Below are 22,834 nucleotides of genomic sequence, written 5' to 3' on the forward strand. Positions count from 1 at the left end.
GCATATCCGCATATATTTTAATGCTCTTTGTTTCATTTGTCACCCAGGTAGACGCGAATGGTCGAGCCTTCTTCTACTCTTGTTCCCGGTTGCGGTGACTGGTAAGTGACTTTACTGCCTCTGCCTGAAATATCAAGAGGGAAAGAATAATAGGAACCGGTAATATCTTTACGTTCCATGCCGATAAGATTCGGCACCTGAACGATTTTTTTGTCCGTATACTGATACTCTTTCTCCATCTGCTGTGTTCGGGGCAAAACTTTCATATAACGCAATGAAGAATCGAGAATGTTACGTACAATCGGCGCAGCGACACGCCCCCCGAACTGAATGCCCTTCGGATTGTTAATAGCTGTATACACAATGATTTGCGGATCATCCGCTGGTGCAAACCCAATAAACGATACAATATGCTTGTTCTTCGAGTAAACCCCGTTTTCTACCACCTGGGCGGTTCCCGTCTTGCCGCCGACACGATACCCGTCGATATAGGCATTGCGCCCTGTACCGTTCGCTACGACACTTTCCAGCGCACGTCGCACGTTGGCGGACGTCTCAGGCGAAATCACCTGACGCACCACCTTCGGCTTGTTTTCCTCTAGCATCTTGCCGGTTTTTGAATCATACCACGCTTTGGCAATATACGGCTTCATCAGCTTGCCGCCATTAATCGCGGCACCGACCGCCGCCACCTGTTGGATGGGCGTCACCGATACCCCTTGACCAAACGACGTGGTAGCAAGTTCCACTGGTCCGACACGGTTAAGTGAAAATAGCACACCATTTTCCTCGCCAAGCAAGTCAATCCCCGTCCGCTTGCCGAATCCGAACTCTTTAATATAGTGAAACAAGCGCTCTTTGCCAAGACGCTGGCCTAGCAGAACGAAACCGGGGTTACATGAATTTTCTACGCCTTCTAAAAACGTTTGATGGCCATGTCCTCCTCGCTTCCAGCAGCGCAATGTCGCACCCGCCACTTTGATAAATCCAGGGTCGTTGAACGTGTCCTTATCCAAATCAACCTTTTTATCTTCCAGCGCGGCCGCCAAAGTAATAATTTTGAACGTGGAACCCGGCTCATACGTTTTCCAGATCGGCAAGTTTCGGTTATATGTCTCAACCGGATATTCTTTGTACCGGCCCGGATCATAGTTCGGCCGGCTCGCCATTCCCAACACTTCCCCGGTTTTTGGCGAATAAGCGATCGCAAGCGCATCGTCCGGTTGGTATACAACCATCGCCTGGTCTAGCTCCCGCTCAATAATGGCTTGAATATTAGCATCGATCGTCAAATGCAAATCCTTCCCGTCCTCCGGCGGAGTAAATCGCTCCGAAAGACCTGGCATTTTCTGACCGGCTGCATTTGCGCCGAACGATATATAGCCCCACTTCCCTTTTAGTTGTTCATCATACACGCGCTCAATCCCGGTTAACCCCTGGTTATCCACTCCGGTGAAGCCGAGCACATGGGACAAAAACGCGCCACGTGGATAATAACGCTGACTATCTTCCGTCAATTGAATGCCAGGCAAATTCAACGCCTGCACCTGTTTGGCCACCTCCGGGGAAATGCGGCGGCCTCCCGGCACGCGCACAATCAACTGACGCTGGCTAATTTTTTTGAGTATTTCTTTTTCATTTCCTTTTAGAACCTGCGCCAGCTTGCGTGCGGTCATGGATTTGTCTTTGATTTGGGCCGGGATGGCCAAAACGGAAGGTACGCTAATATTGTACGCAAGCACTTCCCCATTCCGATCGAGAATCCGTCCCCGCTTGGCTTCAAACGGAATGTTGCGCGTCCACAATTCTTCCGCCATGTCCGTAAGCCCAGATCCTTTCCATAATTGTACATATCCAAGGCGTGTGATAAGCAATAGGAACATAAAAAACCCAAGCAGCATCGCAATAAAAATACGGCGTCGAACGGTAACTCCGGATACACGCACGTCCTTTCTCCCCCCTCATCGAATGGATACGCGGACGCGTGTATGCCCGTCCGCATATTATACTCTCAACAATAACCCTATTCGATGAAGAAAAAAGATAGAACGGGCTTTCCTTAGTTCGCCGTTTTTATGTTCTGTTCACCACTTTCTTCCTTGTGCTTTTTCGCTTTTTCTCCTTCCGGCTGCGCCGCGCCTGTCGTTGATTTCGGCGCCAGTGTCACCGCCAGCTTGTCGCCTTTTTTCACTTTTGCTCCTGGCTGTATACTCTGAGTGATGACGTAGCCTTCCCCGTTAATGCCGGTCACTTGGATATCGAGCAGCGAAGCAAGCTCCATTACTTCACGCAGCGTTTTGCCCGTCAAATTCGGCATCTGCGTTCCATCTTTAACGGTCAATATATACACAGCACTTCCTTTGGTCAACTCCGCTTTCGCGCTCGGATATTGCCTGACAATCGTTTTTCCGTTTCCAAGAATTTCGGCGCGAAGGCCGGCCTGCCCTAAGATTTGTTTCGCCTGACTAACGTTTTTTCCGATAAGATCCGGCATAACGGTCGATTCATCGCCCATGATTTCTGTCGTGTGGCCATCCGTCTCATCCGGCGAGAGCTTTAAGTATTGGAGACTGCGCTCCATAACAGACTTAAAAATCGGGGCCGCAATAATTTTGCCGCCCGCAGACGGTGTATCAATTTGCGGCTCTTCCACCATCACATAAACAAGCAGTCTCGGCTTATCTTTTGGCGCAAAACCAATAAAGGAGTTAATATATTTACCGCGCACATAATGTCCATTACGCGCTACCTGAGCAGTTCCCGTTTTACCGGCGACATGATAGCCCGGCAGCGCAAACGGTTGGCCAGTTCCATGCTTCTCGTTGACAACCGCATCCAGCAAATCGCGCACTTGCTTTGCCGTATCTTCGGACACAACGCGGCGAACCATTTGCGGCTTAAACTCCTGGATCACCTCGTTCGTTTTCGGGTCACGAATCTCTTTTACAATATATGGCTTCATCAGCTTGCCGCCATTCGCGATCGCACCAACTGCCGCCACCTGCTGAATCGCCGTAACAGTTACACCTTGTCCGAACGTGATAGACGCGATGTCACGCGGATAATATTTCCGATTTGGATCGAATGACCCCCGCGCCTCACGCGGCAGTTCAATCCCGGTTTTCCCACCGAAGCCAAACTTTTGCAGATAGCTAAACAACCTATCTTTTTTCAGTCTGTCGTATCCGAGAATAACAAACGCCACGTTACTGGAACGCTTCACACCTTCCTTAAACGTAATCCAGCCCCAACCAATGCCGCGGTTATGGTCACGAACTGGCGGACTGCCTTTGATCTTGTAAGTTCCGGACTTATAATATTCGTTCGCATTAAACTCCTTCTCTTCAATCGCCGCAGCCAGTGTGACGATTTTAAATGTGGAACCCGGTTCAAATTCCGCGCTGACAACCGGATTCGTGAAATTTTGAATATCCTTGGGAGCATTCGGATTAAAGCTAGGGCGGCTGCCCATCGCCAGAATCTGACCAGTGTTCGGATCTGCTACCACAACGCTAACGCTCTTCATTTTATATTTAGCGTCCGCCTGGTTCAGCGCGTCCTCGACATAGCTTTGGATCTGGTGGTCCAGCGTCAGCACAACTTTATTTCCGTCTTTGGCCGGCTTGTACGACTCCACGCCTCCCGGAAGCTGGTTGCCCAGCCGATCCTTTCTAAATTTCAGACTTCCTTTTTCTCCGCGCAGTTGCTCGTCCATCTGGCGTTCAAGCCCCATCTTCGCTTCTCCATCTAGGTTGGTATAGCCTATCACATGAGAAGCAAATGTGCCGTACGGATAATAACGGCGTGATTCTTCATATAATCCAATGCCTGGAAGGTTAAGCTCCTTTACCTTATCAGCGGTTTCTTTCGGAACTTTCCAACCACCTGGCCTGATTTCTACCTGGTCTACGTCTTTGCGCATAAGACGCTGTAAAATTTTTTCTTTCGGCATGTCAAGAATGGGAGCTAATTTGGACGCTGTTTCTTCAGGATTGCTCACATAGTTTGTATTTTTTTTGTCATTCGGGTACGGCTTTAGACGCGCGATAACGGTATACGCTTTTCCCTGATAAGCGAGAACTTGACCATTGCGGTCTACAATCTCGCCGCGTTTCGGGTTAAGCGCGCTACTTCTCTCCCATGTATCTTTGGCTTTGACAAGCAATTCAGGGCTATCAATATACTGAATCCAGAACGTGCGGAAAATAAGCGCAAAAAAAGAGAGCGTAAATAGCCCCCCTATGAAAAACGTACGCAGGTTAATTTTCTTTCTTATATCTTTCATTTCTATGTCCCCCTAATTCGAGGCCGTACCGCCTTTGAATACGCGAACCGTATTGTCAAGCTTGCTCAAACCCATTTGTTCGGCGATGCTGCGGATTCTTTCTGGCTTGCTCAGTTCATCGATTTTCGCTCTAAGCTCTCCGTTTTCCTCTGTCATTTTTTTCATCTCGCTCTTTGTCTCAAGAATTTGATAGTTATAGTCGGAAATTTGCGCATAGCGAGCGACGATGAGCGTGGATACACCCACAAGAGCAATAATCGCGAAAAAATAGAGCAATTTCTCTCCCGAGCTAATGCCGTAGCGAATTGTAACCCTTTTCTTTTGAATCATGCGCTGCTTCGGCTTCTGTTCGATACGCGCGGCGAGATTTCCCTGATTGTATAAACGCAATGCTACCTCTCCCCCTTTTCCTAATTTGCTAATTTTTCAGCAATCCGCAATTTCGCCGAACGAGCTCTGCGGTTTTCTTTCAATTCGGCTTCTTTAGGTACAATCGGCTTACGTGTAATAATTTTCAAAACCGGTCTATTCTCGCAAACACATTGCGGAAAATCCGGTGGACATACACATCCTTTGCTGTATTCTTGGTACGTCTGTTTACAAATTCTATCTTCCAGCGAGTGGAACGTAATAACACTTGCCCTGCCACCGGGTGCAAGCCGCTCAATCCCTGATTCCAATGCTTCCCTAAACGCGTTTAATTCATCGTTTACCGCAATGCGGATCGCCTGAAACGTTCGCTTTGCAGGATGTGGTCCGGTGCGTCTTGCCGCGGCCGGAATGCCGCGCTTAATAAGTTCAACCAAATCTCCCGTCGTTTCGATGGGACGCTTTTTGCGCTCCTGTACAATTTCTCTAGCAATACGGCGAGCAAATTTTTCTTCGCCATATTCAAAAATAAGGGTCGCCAACTCTTCTTCCGGCCACCCGTTCACAATCTCATGGGCCGTTAGCGGCTGCGTCCGATCCATTCGCATATCAAGCGGCGCGTCCGCATTATAGCTAAACCCCCGTTCAGCTTCATCAAGCTGCGGAGAGGAAACGCCTAGGTCGAACAATATGCCGTCAATTTGTTCGATATATAATTCGTCCAATATGTGCGCAATACGGCGAAAGTTGCTTTTTACCAGCGTCACATGTTCCATATACGGCGCAAGCCGCTCCTTAGCGGAAGCAAGGGCGTAATCATCCTGGTCAATCGCGATAAGACGGCCTCCTTTCGTCAGGCGCGACGCGATTAACGAACTGTGGCCAGCGCCCCCAAGCGTACAGTCCACATAAATTCCGTGCGGCTTAATCACCAGGCCGTCTACTGCTTCCTGATGCAGCACCGTAATATGATGGAACATCATATTTCCTCCTTGTATCCTGCTACAAATCAAAATCAATCATCTTTTCTGCAATTTCATTAAAATATCGCTGGAATGGGCGACATATTCCTTCCACATCGCCCGGCTCCAAATCTCAATGCTGGATACGCCAATAACGGCGCATCCTTTATCAATAAGACCATATTGAAGCAAAACGATCGGTATATTTACTCTGCCCTGCTTGTCCTGTACACATTCAGTCATTCCTGAAAAAAGGCGAGTGAAAGCGCGGACATCCACTTTGCCCCACTTTATACCACATACGTAATTCTAGCTTATAAACGAAAATCCTTCTATAAAAAAATAGGAAGTTTTGCTGAATTAGCGCTAAAATCATAAAAAAAATGTCGAATAGGTAATTACACCCATTCGACATTATAACCTTTTTCCTATTCTTCTTTCCAACTTTCCAAATACGCCTTTTGTTCCTCGGTCAAAGTGTCTATACCCAGTCCCAAAGCTTCTAGTTTGAGACGGGCCACTTTTTCGTCCAATTCATAAGGTACATTCAGTACGCGCGGACCGATTTTTTTATAATGCTCATTAACATAAGCGAGCGATACAGCCTGCAGTGCGAACGTCATATCCATAATTTCTGCCGGATGGCCGTCCCCAGCCGCCAAGTTTACGAGACGTCCTTCTGCAAGCAGATAAATTTTGCGACCGTCTTTCATCACATATTCTTCAATGTCTTTGCGTACTACGCGCTTGGATACCGCAAGCGCTTCAAGCTCTTGCTTATTAATCTCGACATCAAAGTGACCGGCATTAGAAAGAATTGCACCATCTTTCATCACTTCTATATGTTCGCCACGGATAACGTCGCGGTTGCCTGTTACGGTTACGAAATAGTCCCCATGCTTTGCGGCCTCCGCCATCGGCATGACTTCAAAACCGTCCATGTACGCTTCGATGGCCTTAATGCCGTCAACCTCCGTAACGATAACTTTGGCACCCAGCCCCTTCGCACGCAGCGCTACACCGCGTCCGCACCAGCCATAGCCTACAACGACAACCGTTTTGCCAGCCACAACAAGATTCGTCGTGCGGTTGATGCCGTCCCAAACAGATTGACCCGTACCGTAGCGATTATCAAACAAGTATTTGCAATACGCATCGTTTACAGCAATCATTGGGAATTTCAGTTCGCCGGACTTTTCCAGTGCCCGGTTGCGAATTACGCCTGTTGTCGTTTCTTCGCAGCCGCCGCGCACCTGTGCAAGCAAATCCGGACGTTCGGAATGCAGAATGGTGACAAGATCTCCTCCATCGTCAATAATCAGATCCGGCTTCGTTTCCAATGTTTTGATAAGATGCTCTTTATATTCATCCGGGTTCGGATTGTATTTAGCAAATACTGTAATACCATCTTCAACAAGCGCAGCCGCTACATCATCTTGTGTGGAAAGCGGGTTGCTGCCTGTAATCGTCACGTCAGCGCCGCCGGCTTTAATCACTTTCGCCAAGTATGCCGTTTTTGCCTCCAGGTGCAGCGAAATAGCAACTTTCAGCCCTTTGAACGGCTGCTCTTTTTCAAATTGTTCGCGAATGCGGTTTAACACCGGCATGTGTTCTTTTACCCAATCAATTTTCAGATGACCGCTTGGCGCCAGACTCATATCGCGCACAATGCTTTTTTCCATCGTGTTCAAATTGTCAGCCCCCCGTTTTTTAATCAATGCATACGACATAGTGTTCGGGCGAAATGTCGTATAGATACGAAACAAACTCCCTAAACCATGTTATGCCGTATTTATTAAGATAACCAAATATATTGTAAACTCGTTCCTGCGGTTTGTCCAATGGAAAGAGCGATGCTCTAATGCGGTCAAACTGCCGCAGCGCTGCTTCGTGCCGTTTAATAAAAGCGGAGCGGGTTTTCCCTTCGTAGTATGCCACCTGCTCAAGAATTTTCTCCAGGTTTTTCTCACCCAGCTTCTCAAGGCCGCGTTCAATGCCGGCCGCTTCCCGGATCAGCGGCTCGTACAGCGCCTGTATCTCGGCTTTCACTCGTGCAAACTTGTCTTCCAGGTGAAGCGTATCCTGTGCAGCTAGAAATTCTTCTTTTTTCTCCTCCAGCCTGTTCAATACGTCCTCTACGCTTAAACCAAACTTCCGCATACTTTTCTGTACCGCTCCTTCAAACAAACTGAAAGTCAGGCGCGGAACAAGAGGCGGCATGTTAAATCCCAGAAGCATAAAGCTGTTCCTATACAACCCCCAGTATGCAATTTCACCCGGTCCGCCGACAAATGCCAGCGTGGGCAATAAGTACTCCTGCATAAGCGGGCGAGTCACCACGTTTGCACTGAATCGATCCGGTTGTTCTTCAAGCAACGCCAAAAGTTCCTCTTTTTTATATGTTTCACTGCCGTCTCGTGTTTTAAATGTTCCGTCTGGCAACCGCGTAACGCCTATTCTTTCGTTGCCTTTATACAAGAAAAACTGTGCATTCGTCTCGTCGGTCTCTACTTGCCGATGATAACCAAGTGCTACGAGCTTATTTCCTTGCGCAGCAACCGCCTGGTTTAACTCCGCATTCTGTTCGATAACACGGGCAAACACCGGCCTTTCTAATTGGCGGACAAAGGAAAGCGCCGAATCCATAAGAACCAGTCCCTGTTCCCCAAACAGCCAAGCCATCGTTCGCGCGAAAAAGCCTGTCAACGTATCCGAAGCATCGGCAAACTCATACAGCTTTTCTTTTAGCTCATCAGAAAACTCAGTCACAATCTGCTGAATGAAATATTCGTCTACGAATGCACGCAGCGTTTCTGGCTTTATCGGTAACCGGGAAATGGAGACGCGCCCTGGCGATTCTGTCTCCAGCTTTATTTTCTTAATGTCGGAGCCGCCGCTCTGCGTATATACATGGTTCACTTCTTCATAATCATGATCTTCACCTGCGATCCAGAACACAGGAATCATTCGCTTGCCCAGAAGCCGCTCCTGCTCAGCGGCAAGCCGAATAATCGTAATCGCCTTATGAATCGTATACAGCGGCCCTGTAAGCGCGCCTGCCTGCTGACCAGCCACTACGACATATGTATCCGGCTGGCGCAGCTTTTCAATATTCTCCAGCGCACGGGCATGATTGCCAATTTCTTTGTTGAACGCAAGAAGCCCTTCTACAAGTTCGACGCGGTGCAAAATCGGATGCGCCTCGAGCCATGCCAGACGTTCTTCGTAATCCTTCTGCCGGTACGGGTGATATGGATAGAACTCCTTCACCTTTTCGTAGTTATGTATATAATCATGTACAAGTTTTTGATCGAATGATATCTTCACCTGTTTAATTTGCACGTGGCTCATCCTTTCTTCTCTTATCAAAAATAAGTATATCGCTAAACGAGAAAAAAAGAAAACAGCGGTGCGGACATAAAATATTTCTTTGTAAAAAGAGAAAACAAATCTAGGAGAAAGAAGAGATTTACCAATGAATCTTCTTATAGCACAAAAAAGAACTGCTATAGAAGCACTTCTATGCAGTTCTTTTTTTGCTTCGCTTTTTTATTTGTACTATATAGTGTCGCAGTTTTTCTTTTCCGTTAACTGAACGATATGTTGAACCAGTTCAGTCACATATTCTCGGTTCATATCTAATTGATCCGGAAAAAACACACCGATATGTGTGACCGCGGCAATATACGTCAGTACGTGGCGCTCAATCCAAGCTGAATCGTCGGTTACCATTTCGGAAAACAAGCGGCGCAAATGCTTTTTCAACTGTTCAAACGCCTGAATCTGGGCTTTATGTCCTTCATCCGGCAATTCTGCTTCGCGTTTCGAGTCTTCCATAATTTCCCGCCAAAAACTGGAGTGTTGCGATACGAATTTAAGCAAACAATCTGTAATATTGTGCAGTCTCAAAAGCGGTTCCAGTTCTCTGTCGCATGTCATCCGGAAAATAGCCTGCTCCAATTCGCTCCACTGCCCAGTAAGAATCTCCTGATACAGTACCGCTTTATTCGGATAATAGTTATAAATCGTACCGACGGCGATTCCTGCTTCTCTGGCGATGGATCGCATGTCGGACTGACGATACCCATTTTCGATGAAAACTTTATGTGCAGCCTCTAAAATCCGCTGCTGAAAAGACCGATTCATACTCCCGCTCCTCAATTGCTATCGTTATGTTCCATCATAGCACATTCGTACACATTAGAAAACGCCGGGAGCAAAGTACCAATCCTCAGTATGAAATGAAAAGAAGGGCGGAGGTGCCGCTTTACTCCCCACCCCGCTTACACCGGATACACCGGATGTTTGCGATGTGAGAACGTAAGCTGCTTACTACTGTAAGCGGCAAGACGGTCAATCAGTTCCTCGCGCAGGCGGCTTCCTTCCACAATACCATCAATAATAAGTTCCGACGCAAGACGATAAATATCAATATCCTGCTGATACTCTTTACGTTTCTCCATAATGAACGCCTGGCGCTCTTTCGGGTCTTCGATACCATTAATTTTGTTGCTATACACCGCGTTCACCGCCGCTTCCGGTCCCATAACAGCGATCTGGGCGGTTGGCAGCGCAAGGCAGCAATCCGGTTCAAACGCGGGTCCCGCCATCGCGTACAATCCAGCACCATACGCTTTGCGCACAATGATCGAGATTTTTGGCACAGTGGCTTCGGACATCGCGGAAATCATCTTTGCCCCGTGACGGATAATTCCCGCGCGTTCTACTTTCGTGCCGATCATAAAGCCAGGTACATCGGCAAGAAAAATAAGCGGAATGCCGAACGCGTCGCACAAGTTGATAAAGCGCGCCGCTTTGTCAGCCGAGTCAACGAACAAAACGCCGCCCTTAACGCGCGGCTGATTGGCGATAATGCCCACCGGTTTGCCGTTCATACGGGCCAATCCGGTAATAAGTTCTGCCGCAAACAATTTTTTTATTTCATAAAAAGAACCTTCGTCCACAATGGCTTCAATCAATTCATACATATTAAACGGCGCGTTCTGATTGGTCGGCACGATTTCTTCCACGCTGCGGACTCCTGTTCTTGGAGGCCTCGCCTCTTCTACCGGAGGCTTCTCCTGATAATTAGCAGGGAAGTAGGACAAGTATCTGCGCGCAGATGCGATCGCCTCCTGCTCCGAAGAGGCAAGCACGTCACCGCAACCACTCACCGAGCAATGCATACGGGCTCCACCCATTTCTTCCAGCGTCACTTTCTCACCGATTACCATTTCCGCCATACGCGGCGAACCGAGATACATGCTGGCATTACCTTCCACCATAATTACGATATCGCAGAATGCTGGAATATACGCGCCGCCGGCCGCAGAAGGCCCGAACAAAACACACACCTGCGGTATCATACCGGATAATTTTACCTGATTGTAAAAAATGCGGCCAGCTCCACGACGGCCCGGGAACATTTCAATCTGATCCGTGATGCGCGCACCTGCGGAATCCACAAGATATATCATTGGCACGCGCAATTTCTCCGCCGTCTCCTGAATACGAATGATTTTTTCAACCGTACGAGCCCCCCATGAACCTGCCTTAACGGTTGAATCATTTGCCATAACACAAACTGTCTGGCCGTTTACTTTACCCATGGCTGTTACGACACCGTCCGCCGGCAAATCCCCCGCCATGAAATTGGCAAACAAGCCATCCTCAAGCTGAAAATCGTCATCAAATAACAACTTCAGCCGATCGCGTACAAACAGTTTATTTTGCTCTTTATTCTTCGCATGGTATTTCTCCGCTCCGCCCCGTTGAATTTGTTCGATTCGCTCATGAAGCGTCTGTTCCAATGTTTGATTTGCCTGCTGTGTATCGCTCATTGCCGCATTCTCCTTCCTTGCCTGTCTTTTTCATCACCTGCAACACGCGTGAAGGCAGCTCTCGACCCAAAACCCGTTCCATGAATTCCCCCGCCTCCACAAGCTTCTCCAAGTCTACGCCTGTATTCAGTCCCATACCATGCAGCATGTAAACAACATCTTCCGTAGAAATGTTGCCGGAAGCGCCCGGCGCATACGGGCAACCGCCCAATCCGCCAATGGAACTATCAAACGTGCGAATGCCCGCTTCCAGCGCCGCATATACATTTGCAAGCCCCATGCCGCGCGTATCGTGAAAATGACCAGCTAACTTATCGCTTCCAAATTGTCCAATCAACGAAGTGAATCGCTCTTTTACCTGCTTAGGCGTACCTACACCAATCGTGTCTCCAATGGACACCTCGTATACGCCCATTTTCAGCAGCTGTTCCGTCACATGAGCAACTGCCGTAAGCGAAATCTCCCCTTCATACGGGCAACCAAAAGCCGTCGATACGTATCCACGTACGTCCATCCCTTTGTCCGTAGCTGCTTCGACCACCTCCTGAAGCACAGGAAATGTCTCTGCGATAGACTTGTTAATATTGCTTTTGTTATGGGATTCGCTTGCGGACATAAACACCGCGATTTCTTTGATACCGGTCTTGCACGCGCGCTCCAGTCCTTTTAGATTTGGGACGAGCGCGCTGTATACAACGTCGTCATGTATACGTACTCGGTTTAACACCTCTACGGCATCCGCCAGCTGTGGAATCCATTTCGGATTCACGAACGAAGTCGCCTCCACTTTACGAAGACCTGATCTGACTAATCGCTCAATCAGTTCAACCTTGTCAGAAGTAGAAATGACCGTTTTTTCATTCTGTAGCCCATCGCGTGGGCCGACTTCAAAAAGGGTAACCTGATCTTTCACGTTTTCCCCTCCTTACCCTTCTAATTCAATGAGCACATCTCCCTCATTGACAAAATCGCCGGGGTTCACCTTGACAACCTTCACTTTGCCAGACACTTCGGCTGCCACTGGAACTTCCATTTTCATCGATTCAATCATCACCACATCACTACCTGCCTGCACTTCGTCCCCTGTATTTACAAGGACACTGATGACCGTACCCGCCATGTTTGCTATCACTTGTTTCATAATCTACCATCCTTCTCCTTCTATTTATTTGTTGTCCGTTTCATTTGCTGCACAAACTGCGTCGTATACACGCCTGCTACAAATTCCTCGTCACGCAACACTCCAGAAAGTAGCGGCAAATTCGTCTTAATTCCTTCAATTACATACTGCGCTAACGCGTCCTGCGCCCGTTCTATCACTTCTTGCCGCGTATTTCCGCTTACAATCAATTTGCCTATCATCGGATCATAGAATGGTGTAATGACAGACCCCGATTCGACCGCATCATCAACACGAATCCCTTCCCCCTCAGGCTGCACATAACGTGAAATTGTGCCGGGAGATGGCATAAACGTTATCGGGTCTTCTGCATACACCCTAAACTCCATCGCATGTCCCTGCTGTTTCACCTCTTTCTGGGAAAATGAGAGCGCTTTCCCTTCCGCAATCGCAAGCTGCAACTCCACCAAATCAAGTCCCGTTACCGCTTCGGTAACCGGATGCTCGACTTGAAGGCGAGTATTCATCTCCAAGAAGAAAAATTCCTTGTCGCCGTTCATAATAAATTCGACCGTACCGACGCCTGTATAGTTGACCGCTTGCGCCGCGCGTACAGCCGCATCACAAATCAGGTGCCGCGTTGTCTCATCAAGGAACGGAGAAGGACTTTCTTCAATCACTTTCTGATGGCGACGCTGAATCGAGCATTCTCGTTCAAACAAATGTACAATATTTCCATGCTCATCACCAGCAATCTGCACTTCAATATGGTGTGGATTGTCCACATATTTTTCAATAAATATATCATCGTTGCCAAAGTATGCTTTCGCCCGTCCTTTAGCGGATTGGAATGCTTTTCTAACTTCTTCGTCATCCCGGCAAATCTGCATACCGATGCCTCCGCCACCCGCGCTCGCCTTCAGCATTACCGGATAGCCGATCTCCGAGGCAATACGGCAAGCTTCTTCCGCATCCGGAATGTTTCCATTATAACCTGGCACAACCGGCACGCCTGCTTGCATCATTTTGGCACGTGCGCGAATTTTATCCCCCATCTCCTCCATGACTTCCGCGCGTGGCCCGATAAACACGATTCCCTCTTCCACGCATCTTCTGGCGAAACGCCCGTTCTCTGACAACAAACCGTAACCCGGATGGATGGCGTCCGCTTCGTGTTCTTTCGCCGTTTGCAAAATCGCATCCATATTTAAATAACTTTGCGCAACAGGCGCAGGACCGATTAGGGCGGCCGCATCAGCTTCACGCACAAAAGGCATAGAGGCATCCGCTTCCGAATGAACCGCTATCGTGCGAATTCCTTTCGCTTTGCACGTCCGAATAATCCGGCGGGCAATCTCTCCACGGTTTGCAATAAGGATCGTTTTGATTTCCATTTGCTCACCCTTTCATGCATGGTATGTAAAAATAAACGACTGTTATATTACTTTCTACAAATATTTGCAAAAACCTTTTAACTTTCAAAATTTTTACCATAAAAAAAAGAGGCCCACTCCAACCGCAATGTTTGGCCGGTTCGCCTCTTGCTTTTCAAGTATTTACCTGTAGTCTACACGCTCTAAATTACCATTGGCATCCATTTTAAAGCGTGGCTTTGCATCAATATCTTCATTATCGCCAAGGAACGCCATCTTGCGGGCGCGATCCATAATTTGAATAAGCGCTTTATAATCGTCGTTTACAATCTGGTAGTCCGATTTCATAAGGTTCAATTCTTCTTTTAGACTATCGTTTTCAGCGCGTAATTCTTCGATTTTCTTACGGCTTTCCACCACTTCTTTTTCTAATTGCTTCACCCGCTTGAATGCTTCTTTCTGATTGCGTAAAAAACGGATAACAATATCAAACGAAATCTCTTCTTCTAATTCCTGCGTACGCATGATGCCTGTGCTTCCTTCTATGGCAGAAGCCCCATTTGCTAGACTTGTCTGTGCTTCCGCAGAAACAGCGACTGACTTCAGCTTGCGTTTTGCCTTTTTCCGTTCCTGGCGATGCGCTTTCGCAATTTGAATCGCGTCCTCGTAACGTTTGCGCACAGTACTGTTCCAGCGGAAGCCGCAAGCTGCCGCCGTTCTATTCAACCGTTCACCCACTTCTTCAAATGCGGATAATTGAGTACTTCCTTCACGAATATGGCGCAATGTCACTTCAGCCAACACCAAATCATCATCCGGCGTCCAAGCGTCTTGACGTGTTGCTGTCATATTGCAAATCCCTCCGTTTATTTAGCAATTTACTTTGTTATCACTATCTTTATGCACTTGCTAGAGTTCATAGACTGACTTTCTACTAAAATAGTATGTCCAGTCCAAGACATCTTTAAACGGAGAGAATAATACTTTCTTATTTTTTTCGCAAAAATTTCTGAACAATTCCATAATGCGCGTCCGAGCCCCATAACGAAGAGCACAAATCAACTTCCTCTTCAATGCATACGTCGCTTTCCAGACCTGAATCCACCATTTTCGCTACTTTCATATACGCCTCGATGCTGCATAATGGCTTCTCCGCAATCTTAGCAGCGAACCCAAACACTTCTTCACGTAACTTTTCATGCGGAAATACGCGATCGATAAACCCAACTTCCTTACCGTACGCTGCATCGAACATCTCCCCAGTTAAAAGTAACGCCAGCGCACGATTCGTTCCAATCTTCTTCATAAGACGCGTTCCACTGCCCCATCCGGTAATAATATGCATGCCAATTTGTACAAATCCCATCCTTGCCCTGTCACTAGCCATACGAAAGCGGCAAGCAACGGCGAACTCGCAACCACCTCCGATCGCCGCCCCATTTATCATCGCGATCGTCGGCTTTGGATAGCGGTCGATTTTGCTCAAGAGGCGCGCCACCCGCATCAACATCGGATGGGACTTGTCTTTCGTGCGTACGGACAAAAACTGATCCAAATCACCGCCAGAAACAAAGGCTTTATCTCCAGAACCTGTGAAGATCACAACCTTAATTTCCCGGTCAACCGCCAATTCATCCAAACATTTATCCAATTCTTCTACCATTTCAAAACTGATGGCATTGCGCACCTCCGGACGGTTCAATGTTACCAGAGCAATGCCGCCCTGTCTGTCTACTAAAATCGTATTCATCCTCTCTCCCTCCATTAAATTACGCGTTGGTAGTATATTCAACCAGCCTGTTCAACAGACGGTGAATCTCATATTCTTCGAATTTTTCGCGCGCCTGTTCTACGTCCACGCACCATACGCATGTATCCAGCGTTATCTTATGATCAACATCACAAACGATCGTGGCAAGTTCGCGAGAAAGATGCAGCATGTCCAAGCTCTCGATAATTTTCTTGCGCAATCCTGGCGTTAAATCGTCCATATTCGACAAAAGATTCTCAATCGTTCCATATTTAGTAATAAGTTTAATGGCTGTTTTCTCCCCGATACCTTTCACGCCCGGATAATTGTCCGAGGCGTCTCCCATCAATCCTTTGACATCGATCATTTGTACCGGGCTTAAACCTTTTTCTGCACGGAGTGCTTCCAGCGTGTACACTTTATAATTGGACAATCCTTTTTTCATAATTGCCACGTGCACATTTTCTTCAACTAGCTGAAGTGTATCATGATCGCCGGTCAGTATTATTGCTTGCGCGCCCTGCTTAGCAAACGTATGACTAATGGAGCCGATAACATCATCTGCTTCATATCCGGGCACCCCGACATTCGGTACATTAAGGGAAGCAATCATTTCTTTTACAAGGTCGAACTGCGGCAACAAATCATCAGGTGCTTCGCTACGGTTCGCTTTGTATCCTGCAAACTTCTCGTTACGAAACGTTTTCGCCCCCATATCCCAACAGCAAACGACATGTGTCGGTTCAAAAGTCATGATCGCGTCAAAAAAATATTGCATAAAACCATATACAGCGTTCGTTGGATACCCGTTCTTTGCGCGCATCGGCCCTCGGTTCGCCATCGCGTAATACCCGCGGAACAGAAGACTCATGCCATCGACAAGCAGTGCTTTATTCTGTTTCAATCCTATCTCCTCCCTCTGTATTGTAACACAAAAAACCGACAGGCATTCTGCCGTCGGCTTTCTTCGCTTCTATCGTCTGTTATATAAGTTCCGTACTCTATGCCAGCAATTCTTGCATCGCGTTGCGGTTATATCCAATAATCAGATTTTCACCGTCAAAAATAATCGGACGGCGCAACAATCTCGGCTCTTCGCTTACCATTTCCAACAGTTCCGAAACGGTCATCTCTTCGATATTTTTATCTAACTCTTTAAATTTTCGGCTGCGTGTAGAAAGAATATCATCCGTTCCGTTGTTTGTCATTTTGATAATTTCTAACAATTCTTCAACCGAAGGAGGATTTTTAAATAAATGGCGTTCATCGTATGGAATTCCATTCTCTTTCAAGAACGCTTTCGCTTTACGACAAGACGTACAGCTTGGATAAGTATAGAATGTCAAGTGCCCACTCATCCCCGGTCATCTCCTTGTTCACAATTTCACAATTTATATAAAAATATATAGCTGATTAAAAATGTAAAGTGATAAAATAATAAAAATTCCCATTCTTGTTAGTTAACTTAATTATATTATTGTGTTTAATTCTATGTCAATAGTGTTTACAAAAGTTTCATTTACCGCTTTCTCTATTTATACTATAATTAACCCCAGATATTTAAAAAAATAAAGAGGGGGGAATACTCGATGGACAACGAAACTTTGAAGCTAACAAGCGTGCTCGCCGATCCTACTCGCTTTTCCATTTATCAATATATCGTATCCAAGCATGGAACCGTTACCGTTCAGGAAATTGCTGAACAATTTGATATTCACCCAAATGTCGCGCGACTCCATCTAACAAAATTAGAGGACGTCAATCTGCTTACTTCCACCTCCGAAAAAACTGGAAAAGGCGGCCGTCCAAGTCGTCTTTACTCGCTATCCGATCAGATGATTAGCCTACAATTCCCACCGCGGGATTATCAGTTACTTGCCAACATCGCCATAGAAACGCTCGTAACTTTAGGAGAAGAAGGGCAGAAAGCTCTTTATGAAATGGGCCGCAAATTCGGGCATGAGGCAGCGAGACAGGCCATCGAAAAAGAACGCGTGAGCATTACCGAAATGAACATAGAGGAAAAAATCGCTTCCATTCAGCGCCTCGTGGTAGCGCAAGGATTACACCCTGAAATCGAACTCACCGACGGGCAAAATCTCCGCTTCCGCGTATTCAACTGCACATTTAAAGAAGCGGCCATTAATCATCCAGAAAGCATTTGTCGTATGCACCATGCGTTACTATTAGGAATTTTTGAAACGTATTTCGGTAAAAATATTTCTTTAATCGAAGAAAATTCCATGCTGGTAGGGTGCAAGTCCTGCGACTATACAATGCTTCGCCTGTCCTAAGGGTTTATTCGATAGACAAACCTTCACGTTTACAGTCCTTTACTGCTGGATTATAATATTTCATAGATTATCCATATTGTAGCTATAAGGAGGGGAATGAGGATGGCACGCATGTACCGTGTACTTGCGTTTTTTTGCCTGGTGATTGCTTTAATGGGGTTATGGGGTGGACTGCAAACAATGGCGCTCTTATTCTTTGCACAAACAGGGATGTTCTTAGCTCTCAGCTACGTTGATTTGTCTGAAAAAACATACATGATTATTTTCATGACTTATTTATTGTTAGCGTTTACTGGGTTTATGTTCTATGCAACCTTCGGTAATTATCAGAAAAATCTGGATGAGGTCCATGCAAGCGCAGCGATAAATACTGTCGTTTCATTTCTGTAACACGTCGAAAACGGAGCGGAGTTTTGATGCCCCCCTCCGTTTTTTGTTTATTTCAAAAATCCCACGGACGGCAACATGCAAGCTTATGATCGGTCTTTTTCGCTTGAATAAGCACGCAGAACGCCTGTCCCATACCTTCAGGCATAATTAGCTGACGAATAGCGCGGTTTCGTTTCGCTGCTTTGCTGGCAAACGGATCACCGCCCGCGTGTCCTTGAAGACGCGTCAAAATCCCCGCTTGAATTAAGAATTGCTGCTGCGAATAAAATCCTATCGTTTCCAACCCATGAAGCATCCCTGCGTCCATCAGTGCAGAAAAATTCACATGAGAAGTCATATCGCACTCTCCCGGATATTTATACGGGTTCTCGCTTACGGTATGAGCTCGGTAACAAAGCAATGTGCCCGCATTTCTTGAAGGTGCATATAATATCTTCCGTTCGTATCCATAATCCACAGTCAAAACGTATCCCTGCGTAAGCCATTCCGCCATTTCTATCATCCATTGCAAAGCCGCCAAGTTCACTTCCGTACGATATCCTTCAAGAGACGGGATGTTTTCTCTTTTAATATAGACACCCAATTCCGGAACCGAAAGCGGGCCCAGTTTTTCGCTGAATTTTTGTGTGCTGTTTTTATTTTCTGTTACATATACCTCTTGCCACTCTCCATCTCTATATTCAATAAGATGAACAGGAAATGCATCAGCAAGCTCGTTTGAAAACAACACACCTCGCAATTCTGGAATCTCTTTTTTTGCCTGCGCCATACTTTCATACCATCTTATTTCTACCATATCCCGAAACGTTTCCAGCGTTTCTTTCTGTAAACGACGGTGATAGTTGCTTGACTCAATCATGATATAGGTAATGTTTTGCAGCGGAAGAAGACACTTCTCCTTAAAATAATGAAGAATCTGGGCGCTTAGTTGTCCCGTACCGCCTCCTATCTCCACAATCGCTCGCGGCCTATCATCCGGAAGTTTCACAATCATCTCCCAAATGACATCGGCCATCACTTCACCATACACCGAGCCAACGGAAACATTGGTGTAAAAATCCCCTTTTTTCCCAATTTTTTGATTATAACGCTGATAATAGCCGCTTTGTGGATGATAGAGCGCATATTCCATATATGTGCGGAACGGAATCATTTTTTCTGGCGCATTTCGTATTTTATCTTTGATAACTGATATAACATTCATAATGATTCTTTCTTCCCCTTATATTCGTAAATCCTTCCACCACTTTTTCCATAAAAGAATTTATAGACTTTAATAAATCAAACGATGTAAAAGTAGCTATAAATTTTCACGTAGAAAAAGTGAGAGCTAAAACAAGAGTGTATGTTATAGATGATACGGCACGAAAACTCATGCTATAAAGAATATTCATTCATCCTGGTAGTTAGTTTATTAAAAAAATGATGCTGAGAGCAACAAAAAACAAATTACTACTTAACACTATTGACATAGTTTAAAAAGAGATTTATCATTTAATTAACATCCCATATGTAAAACCCAGGGGCAGTGCCCCACCCTATTAGTAGTTTAACTCTAAATTCTAATCCTCCCCCTAAAACACCACCTATACCCCAAGGTGGTGTTTTCCTTTTTCTTAATTCATTATAACATGGCATGAGATTTTTGTTAGAAAAATGACAAGTTTCCAAATAAAATATAGATGACTTATTGTCTTTCTATGCGTACATATGGTAATACATAAAAGTGCCACACGCTCCTCATGGAAAAAGGCAACGTTTGGCACACGCCTTGCAAGTGTTTCCCCGTTTACTCATAGAAAGAAAGGATATGTTACTTTATAGTGATAAAGTAACATATCCTTTCTTATACGACAAAAAAAAAGCATACTCAGGCAAGTATGCTTTTTCAACGCTTTGCATCAATTGGCGCATCCACAGCGGACTCTTCTTCAAGCATTCGATACTTTACGCCTTCTACATCGTCAAACTGTCCGCTTGTTTTGGCAGCATACCAGATCAGCAGGGCGGAGCCGGAGAAGCAAACCATAGTGATGAGTAAAATCCATGTTCCGATGGACATTCCCAACAACATTCTTTCACCATTCCCTTTCTTGACAGTAAATCACCAAACATCCATGAATATCCTCATTCTTCCAAGCCCTTCTATCTTTTAGTTTAGCAATGTTCGTGCCTTTTGTGGAAATGTAACACAACACTAGTGTGAAAAGTATGTGACAATCCTAGTATTACCGTAACGTTCCAGCAATAAACGGATTATGCATTTTCTCAAATCCGATAGTAGTCTCAGGCCCGTGCCCCGGGTATACATGCGTTTCTTCGGGAAGCGGCATGAGCTTCTCCTGAATACTGCGAATCAGTTGCCCGTAGTTTCCGCCCGGCAAATCGGTCCTGCCAATGGAATGGGCAAACAGCGTATCCCCGCTAAATAAATGCTCACCAATCAGAAAAGATACTCCACCTGGCGTATGTCCCGGCGTCTCCAACACACGTATGCTCATACCGGCCAAATCCAGAACATCTCCGTCTGCAAGTTCGTATTCCGCCCGTTCTGTCCTCATTGCATCTCCGACCATCGGCCAGTGTGAAGAACCGTTTAAATCCGGATTTTGCAGCCATTCCTGCTCATTCGGGTGAATATATACAGGGGCACCGGTTTTCTTCCGGATTTCATCCAATCCGCCCATATGGTCAAAATGAGCATGCGTCATCAAAATCGCCCGCACTTTGTATTCGGACGCTTTGTCAAGCAACGAGCCTGGATGCATCCCCGCATCAATAATAATCGCTTCGTTTGTTTCTTCGTTGGCGATAATATAACAGTTCGTTTGCAGCGGTCCTAACGGAAAAGTATAAATACGCAATCAAAACTCCCCCTCTTCTTGTTTTTTTTTAGTGTAACATCTTTCTCCATAAAACGAAAAGCAAAAGCTCTACCCGGAAGCGGATAGAGCTTTTACCATTCTCTTATAGCAAGTCGGCCGCGAGTTGCGCCAGCAAAGACCGTTCACCTTTATGCAATGTAATGTGTCCCGACATTTTCTCGGTTTTAAATATTTCTACCACATACGTCAGCCCGTTGTTTACTTCATCAAGATACGGATGGTCAATTTGCTGCGGGTCACCCATCAGGATGATCTTGCTGTTTTCTCCAACCCTTGTCAAAATTGTTTTTACTTCATGCTTTGTTAAATTCTGTGCTTCGTCAATAATGATAAACTGCTCGGGGATGCTGCGTCCGCGAATATACGTCAACGCCTCCACCTGAATACTTCCAAGACCCGCCAAAATTTTATCCAAATCCCGCGACTGTTTCGTGTTAAACAAATACTCCAGGTTATCATAAATCGGCTGCATCCAAGGACGAAGCTTCTCTTCTTTTTCACCCGGCAAATAGCCGATGTCTTTGCCAAGCGGCACAATGGGTCTTGCTACTAGCAATTTTTTGTATGCGTGTTCATCTTCCGTTTGCATCAAACCAGCAGCAAGCGAGAGCAGCGTTTTGCCTGTACCAGCCTTACCAGTAAGGGTTACAAGCGGTATCTCTTTGTTTAATAGCAATTCCATCGCCATTTTCTGCTGAGCGTTACGCGCTTTGACTCCCCAAACAAATTCGTCACCAAACACTAGAGGAAGCAAATACTTTCTGTCACCGCTGACCCGCCCGATGGCCGATGCCGATGATCCCAGTTCATCTTTCAAGATCAGGAACTCATTTGGCAAAAAAGAGCGACCGGGAAGAAAATTTTGAATTTCAAACAGGGGCATGCTGTAAAATTTTTGAATAATATCAACAGGAACATTGATGATCGTATATCCTTTATAGAGACTGGAGAACTCATGCACCACACGGTCGGATAAAAAATCTTCCGCCACAAGTCCAATCGCATCGGCTTTTACCCGCAGCAATGCGTCTTTTGACACTAAAATCACGGGCCGTGGATGCTGTTTTTGCTGTTCTTCATCATGTAGATTCATAGCCACTGCAAGAATCCGATTGTCATTCGTCATATCGTGAAATAACTCCTGCATCCTGGCAAAAGAGCGATGGTTTAATTCCACCCGTAAACGGCCGCCATTTTCCATCATGACTCCATTGTGCAGTTGTCCTTTCACCCTCAGTTCATCCAGCAACCTGGCTACATGTCGCGCGTTCCTTCCTATTTCATCCATCAACCTTTTTTTCGAATCCACCTCTTCCAATACCACGGCTGGTAATACAACATCGTTATCCTGAAACGAAAAAATCGCCAGCGGATCCTGCAACAATACATTCGTATCTAAGACATAGATTTTTTTCAATGTCTCGCCTCCCAAGGCAATATATATGGATGCTATCCAGCGGCAAACGCATAAAAAACGCTTGCTGAAAGCTTTTTTGTTTGCAAGTACAAATAAAGTGTAACCGTTAATACATTCGCTTTACTTTACTTTATGGTTTACGGAGATTT

General features: G+C 46.1%; 22 protein-coding genes. 2 read left to right on the plus strand and 20 right to left on the minus strand.

Annotation, left to right across the window (positions count from 1 at the left end; translation table 11 throughout):
• Positions 1-32: 32 nt before the first annotated feature.
• The 16 genes from K3F53_RS12175 to K3F53_RS12250 all read right to left on the minus strand — a co-directional run bounded on the left by K3F53_RS12175 (position 33) and on the right by K3F53_RS12250 (position 17,057).
• Positions 33-1,946, minus strand: a complete 1,914-nt coding sequence (locus K3F53_RS12175; RefSeq protein WP_057898304.1) for a stage V sporulation protein D — start codon at positions 1,944-1,946, stop codon at positions 33-35.
• 113 nt (positions 1,947-2,059) lie between these two features.
• Complete coding sequence (locus K3F53_RS12180) at positions 2,060-4,285, minus strand: PASTA domain-containing penicillin-binding protein (RefSeq protein ID WP_220559011.1); 2,226 nt, start codon at positions 4,283-4,285, stop codon at positions 2,060-2,062.
• Positions 4,286-4,297: 12 nt separating this feature from the next.
• On the minus strand, positions 4,298-4,675 hold the full coding sequence (gene ftsL, locus K3F53_RS12185; protein WP_057898303.1) for a cell division protein FtsL: 378 nt from the start codon (positions 4,673-4,675) through the stop codon (positions 4,298-4,300).
• Positions 4,676-4,695: 20 nt separating this feature from the next.
• Entirely contained in the window at positions 4,696-5,637 is a 942-nt protein-coding gene (gene rsmH, locus K3F53_RS12190) for a 16S rRNA (cytosine(1402)-N(4))-methyltransferase RsmH (RefSeq protein ID WP_408863243.1), read from the minus strand.
• Positions 5,638-5,673: 36 nt separating this feature from the next.
• On the minus strand, positions 5,674-5,895 hold the full coding sequence (locus K3F53_RS12195; RefSeq protein ID WP_246615633.1) for a division/cell wall cluster transcriptional repressor MraZ: 222 nt from the start codon (positions 5,893-5,895) through the stop codon (positions 5,674-5,676).
• 149 nt (positions 5,896-6,044) lie between these two features.
• The gene (locus K3F53_RS12200) at positions 6,045-7,307 is read right to left on the minus strand and encodes an adenosylhomocysteinase (protein ID WP_057898300.1); all 1,263 of its coding nucleotides are present in this window, start codon (positions 7,305-7,307) and stop codon (positions 6,045-6,047) included.
• Between the two features lie 19 nt (positions 7,308-7,326).
• On the minus strand, positions 7,327-8,967 hold the full coding sequence (gene bshC / locus K3F53_RS12205; RefSeq protein WP_220559012.1) for a bacillithiol biosynthesis cysteine-adding enzyme BshC: 1,641 nt from the start codon (positions 8,965-8,967) through the stop codon (positions 7,327-7,329).
• Positions 8,968-9,174: 207 nt separating this feature from the next.
• A complete protein-coding gene (locus tag K3F53_RS12210; protein WP_057898298.1) occupies positions 9,175-9,762 on the minus strand; it encodes a TetR/AcrR family transcriptional regulator in 588 nt (195 codons plus the stop codon).
• 137 nt (positions 9,763-9,899) lie between these two features.
• Positions 9,900-11,456, minus strand: a complete 1,557-nt coding sequence (locus K3F53_RS12215; RefSeq protein ID WP_057898297.1) for an acyl-CoA carboxylase subunit beta — start codon at positions 11,454-11,456, stop codon at positions 9,900-9,902.
• Entirely contained in the window at positions 11,407-12,369 is a 963-nt protein-coding gene (locus K3F53_RS12220) for a hydroxymethylglutaryl-CoA lyase (protein WP_220559013.1), read from the minus strand. The genes K3F53_RS12215 and K3F53_RS12220 overlap by 50 nt, the downstream gene beginning before the upstream one ends.
• Before the next feature lie 12 nt (positions 12,370-12,381).
• Positions 12,382-12,597, minus strand: coding sequence for an acetyl-CoA carboxylase biotin carboxyl carrier protein subunit (locus tag K3F53_RS12225; RefSeq protein WP_057898296.1), 216 nt, complete (start codon positions 12,595-12,597; stop codon positions 12,382-12,384).
• 20 nt (positions 12,598-12,617) lie between these two features.
• Entirely contained in the window at positions 12,618-13,964 is a 1,347-nt protein-coding gene (locus K3F53_RS12230) for an acetyl-CoA carboxylase biotin carboxylase subunit (protein ID WP_091259656.1), read from the minus strand.
• A gap of 168 nt (positions 13,965-14,132) precedes the next feature.
• Positions 14,133-14,798 (minus strand): RsfA family transcriptional regulator, encoded by a 666-nt coding sequence (locus K3F53_RS12235; protein WP_057898295.1) that lies wholly within the window; start codon positions 14,796-14,798, stop codon positions 14,133-14,135.
• Positions 14,799-14,937: 139 nt separating this feature from the next.
• Positions 14,938-15,699 (minus strand): enoyl-CoA hydratase/isomerase family protein, encoded by a 762-nt coding sequence (locus K3F53_RS12240; RefSeq protein ID WP_220559014.1) that lies wholly within the window; start codon positions 15,697-15,699, stop codon positions 14,938-14,940.
• 19 nt (positions 15,700-15,718) lie between these two features.
• Positions 15,719-16,603, minus strand: coding sequence for a 5'-3' exonuclease (locus tag K3F53_RS12245; protein ID WP_409338413.1), 885 nt, complete (start codon positions 16,601-16,603; stop codon positions 15,719-15,721).
• Between the two features lie 97 nt (positions 16,604-16,700).
• Positions 16,701-17,057 (minus strand): Spx/MgsR family RNA polymerase-binding regulatory protein, encoded by a 357-nt coding sequence (locus tag K3F53_RS12250; RefSeq protein WP_057898293.1) that lies wholly within the window; start codon positions 17,055-17,057, stop codon positions 16,701-16,703.
• Between the two features lie 231 nt (positions 17,058-17,288).
• Here K3F53_RS12250 and K3F53_RS12255 point away from each other — a divergent pair, with 231 nt between their 5' ends.
• Complete coding sequence (locus tag K3F53_RS12255; protein ID WP_057898292.1) at positions 17,289-17,993, plus strand: helix-turn-helix transcriptional regulator; 705 nt, start codon at positions 17,289-17,291, stop codon at positions 17,991-17,993.
• 102 nt (positions 17,994-18,095) lie between these two features.
• Entirely contained in the window at positions 18,096-18,383 is a 288-nt protein-coding gene (locus K3F53_RS12260) for a DUF2626 family protein (RefSeq protein WP_082705934.1), read from the plus strand.
• A 52-nt stretch (positions 18,384-18,435) separates the two neighbouring features.
• Here the strand turns inward: K3F53_RS12260 and K3F53_RS12265 are convergent, their stop codons facing one another.
• The 4 genes from K3F53_RS12265 to K3F53_RS12280 all read right to left on the minus strand — a co-directional run bounded on the left by K3F53_RS12265 (position 18,436) and on the right by K3F53_RS12280 (position 22,685).
• Entirely contained in the window at positions 18,436-19,587 is a 1,152-nt protein-coding gene (locus K3F53_RS12265) for a class I SAM-dependent methyltransferase (RefSeq protein WP_057898291.1), read from the minus strand.
• A gap of 684 nt (positions 19,588-20,271) precedes the next feature.
• Positions 20,272-20,445, minus strand: coding sequence for a cbb3-type cytochrome oxidase assembly protein (locus tag K3F53_RS12270; RefSeq protein ID WP_204244858.1), 174 nt, complete (start codon positions 20,443-20,445; stop codon positions 20,272-20,274).
• Positions 20,446-20,611: 166 nt separating this feature from the next.
• Positions 20,612-21,247, minus strand: coding sequence for an MBL fold metallo-hydrolase (locus K3F53_RS12275; protein WP_057898289.1), 636 nt, complete (start codon positions 21,245-21,247; stop codon positions 20,612-20,614).
• A 103-nt stretch (positions 21,248-21,350) separates the two neighbouring features.
• Positions 21,351-22,685, minus strand: coding sequence for a PhoH family protein (locus tag K3F53_RS12280; RefSeq protein ID WP_057898288.1), 1,335 nt, complete (start codon positions 22,683-22,685; stop codon positions 21,351-21,353).
• Positions 22,686-22,834: the final 149 nt, after the last annotated feature.

Source organism: Aneurinibacillus thermoaerophilus (assembly GCF_019603355.1).
Lineage (GTDB): Bacteria > Bacillota > Bacilli > Aneurinibacillales > Aneurinibacillaceae > Aneurinibacillus > Aneurinibacillus thermoaerophilus.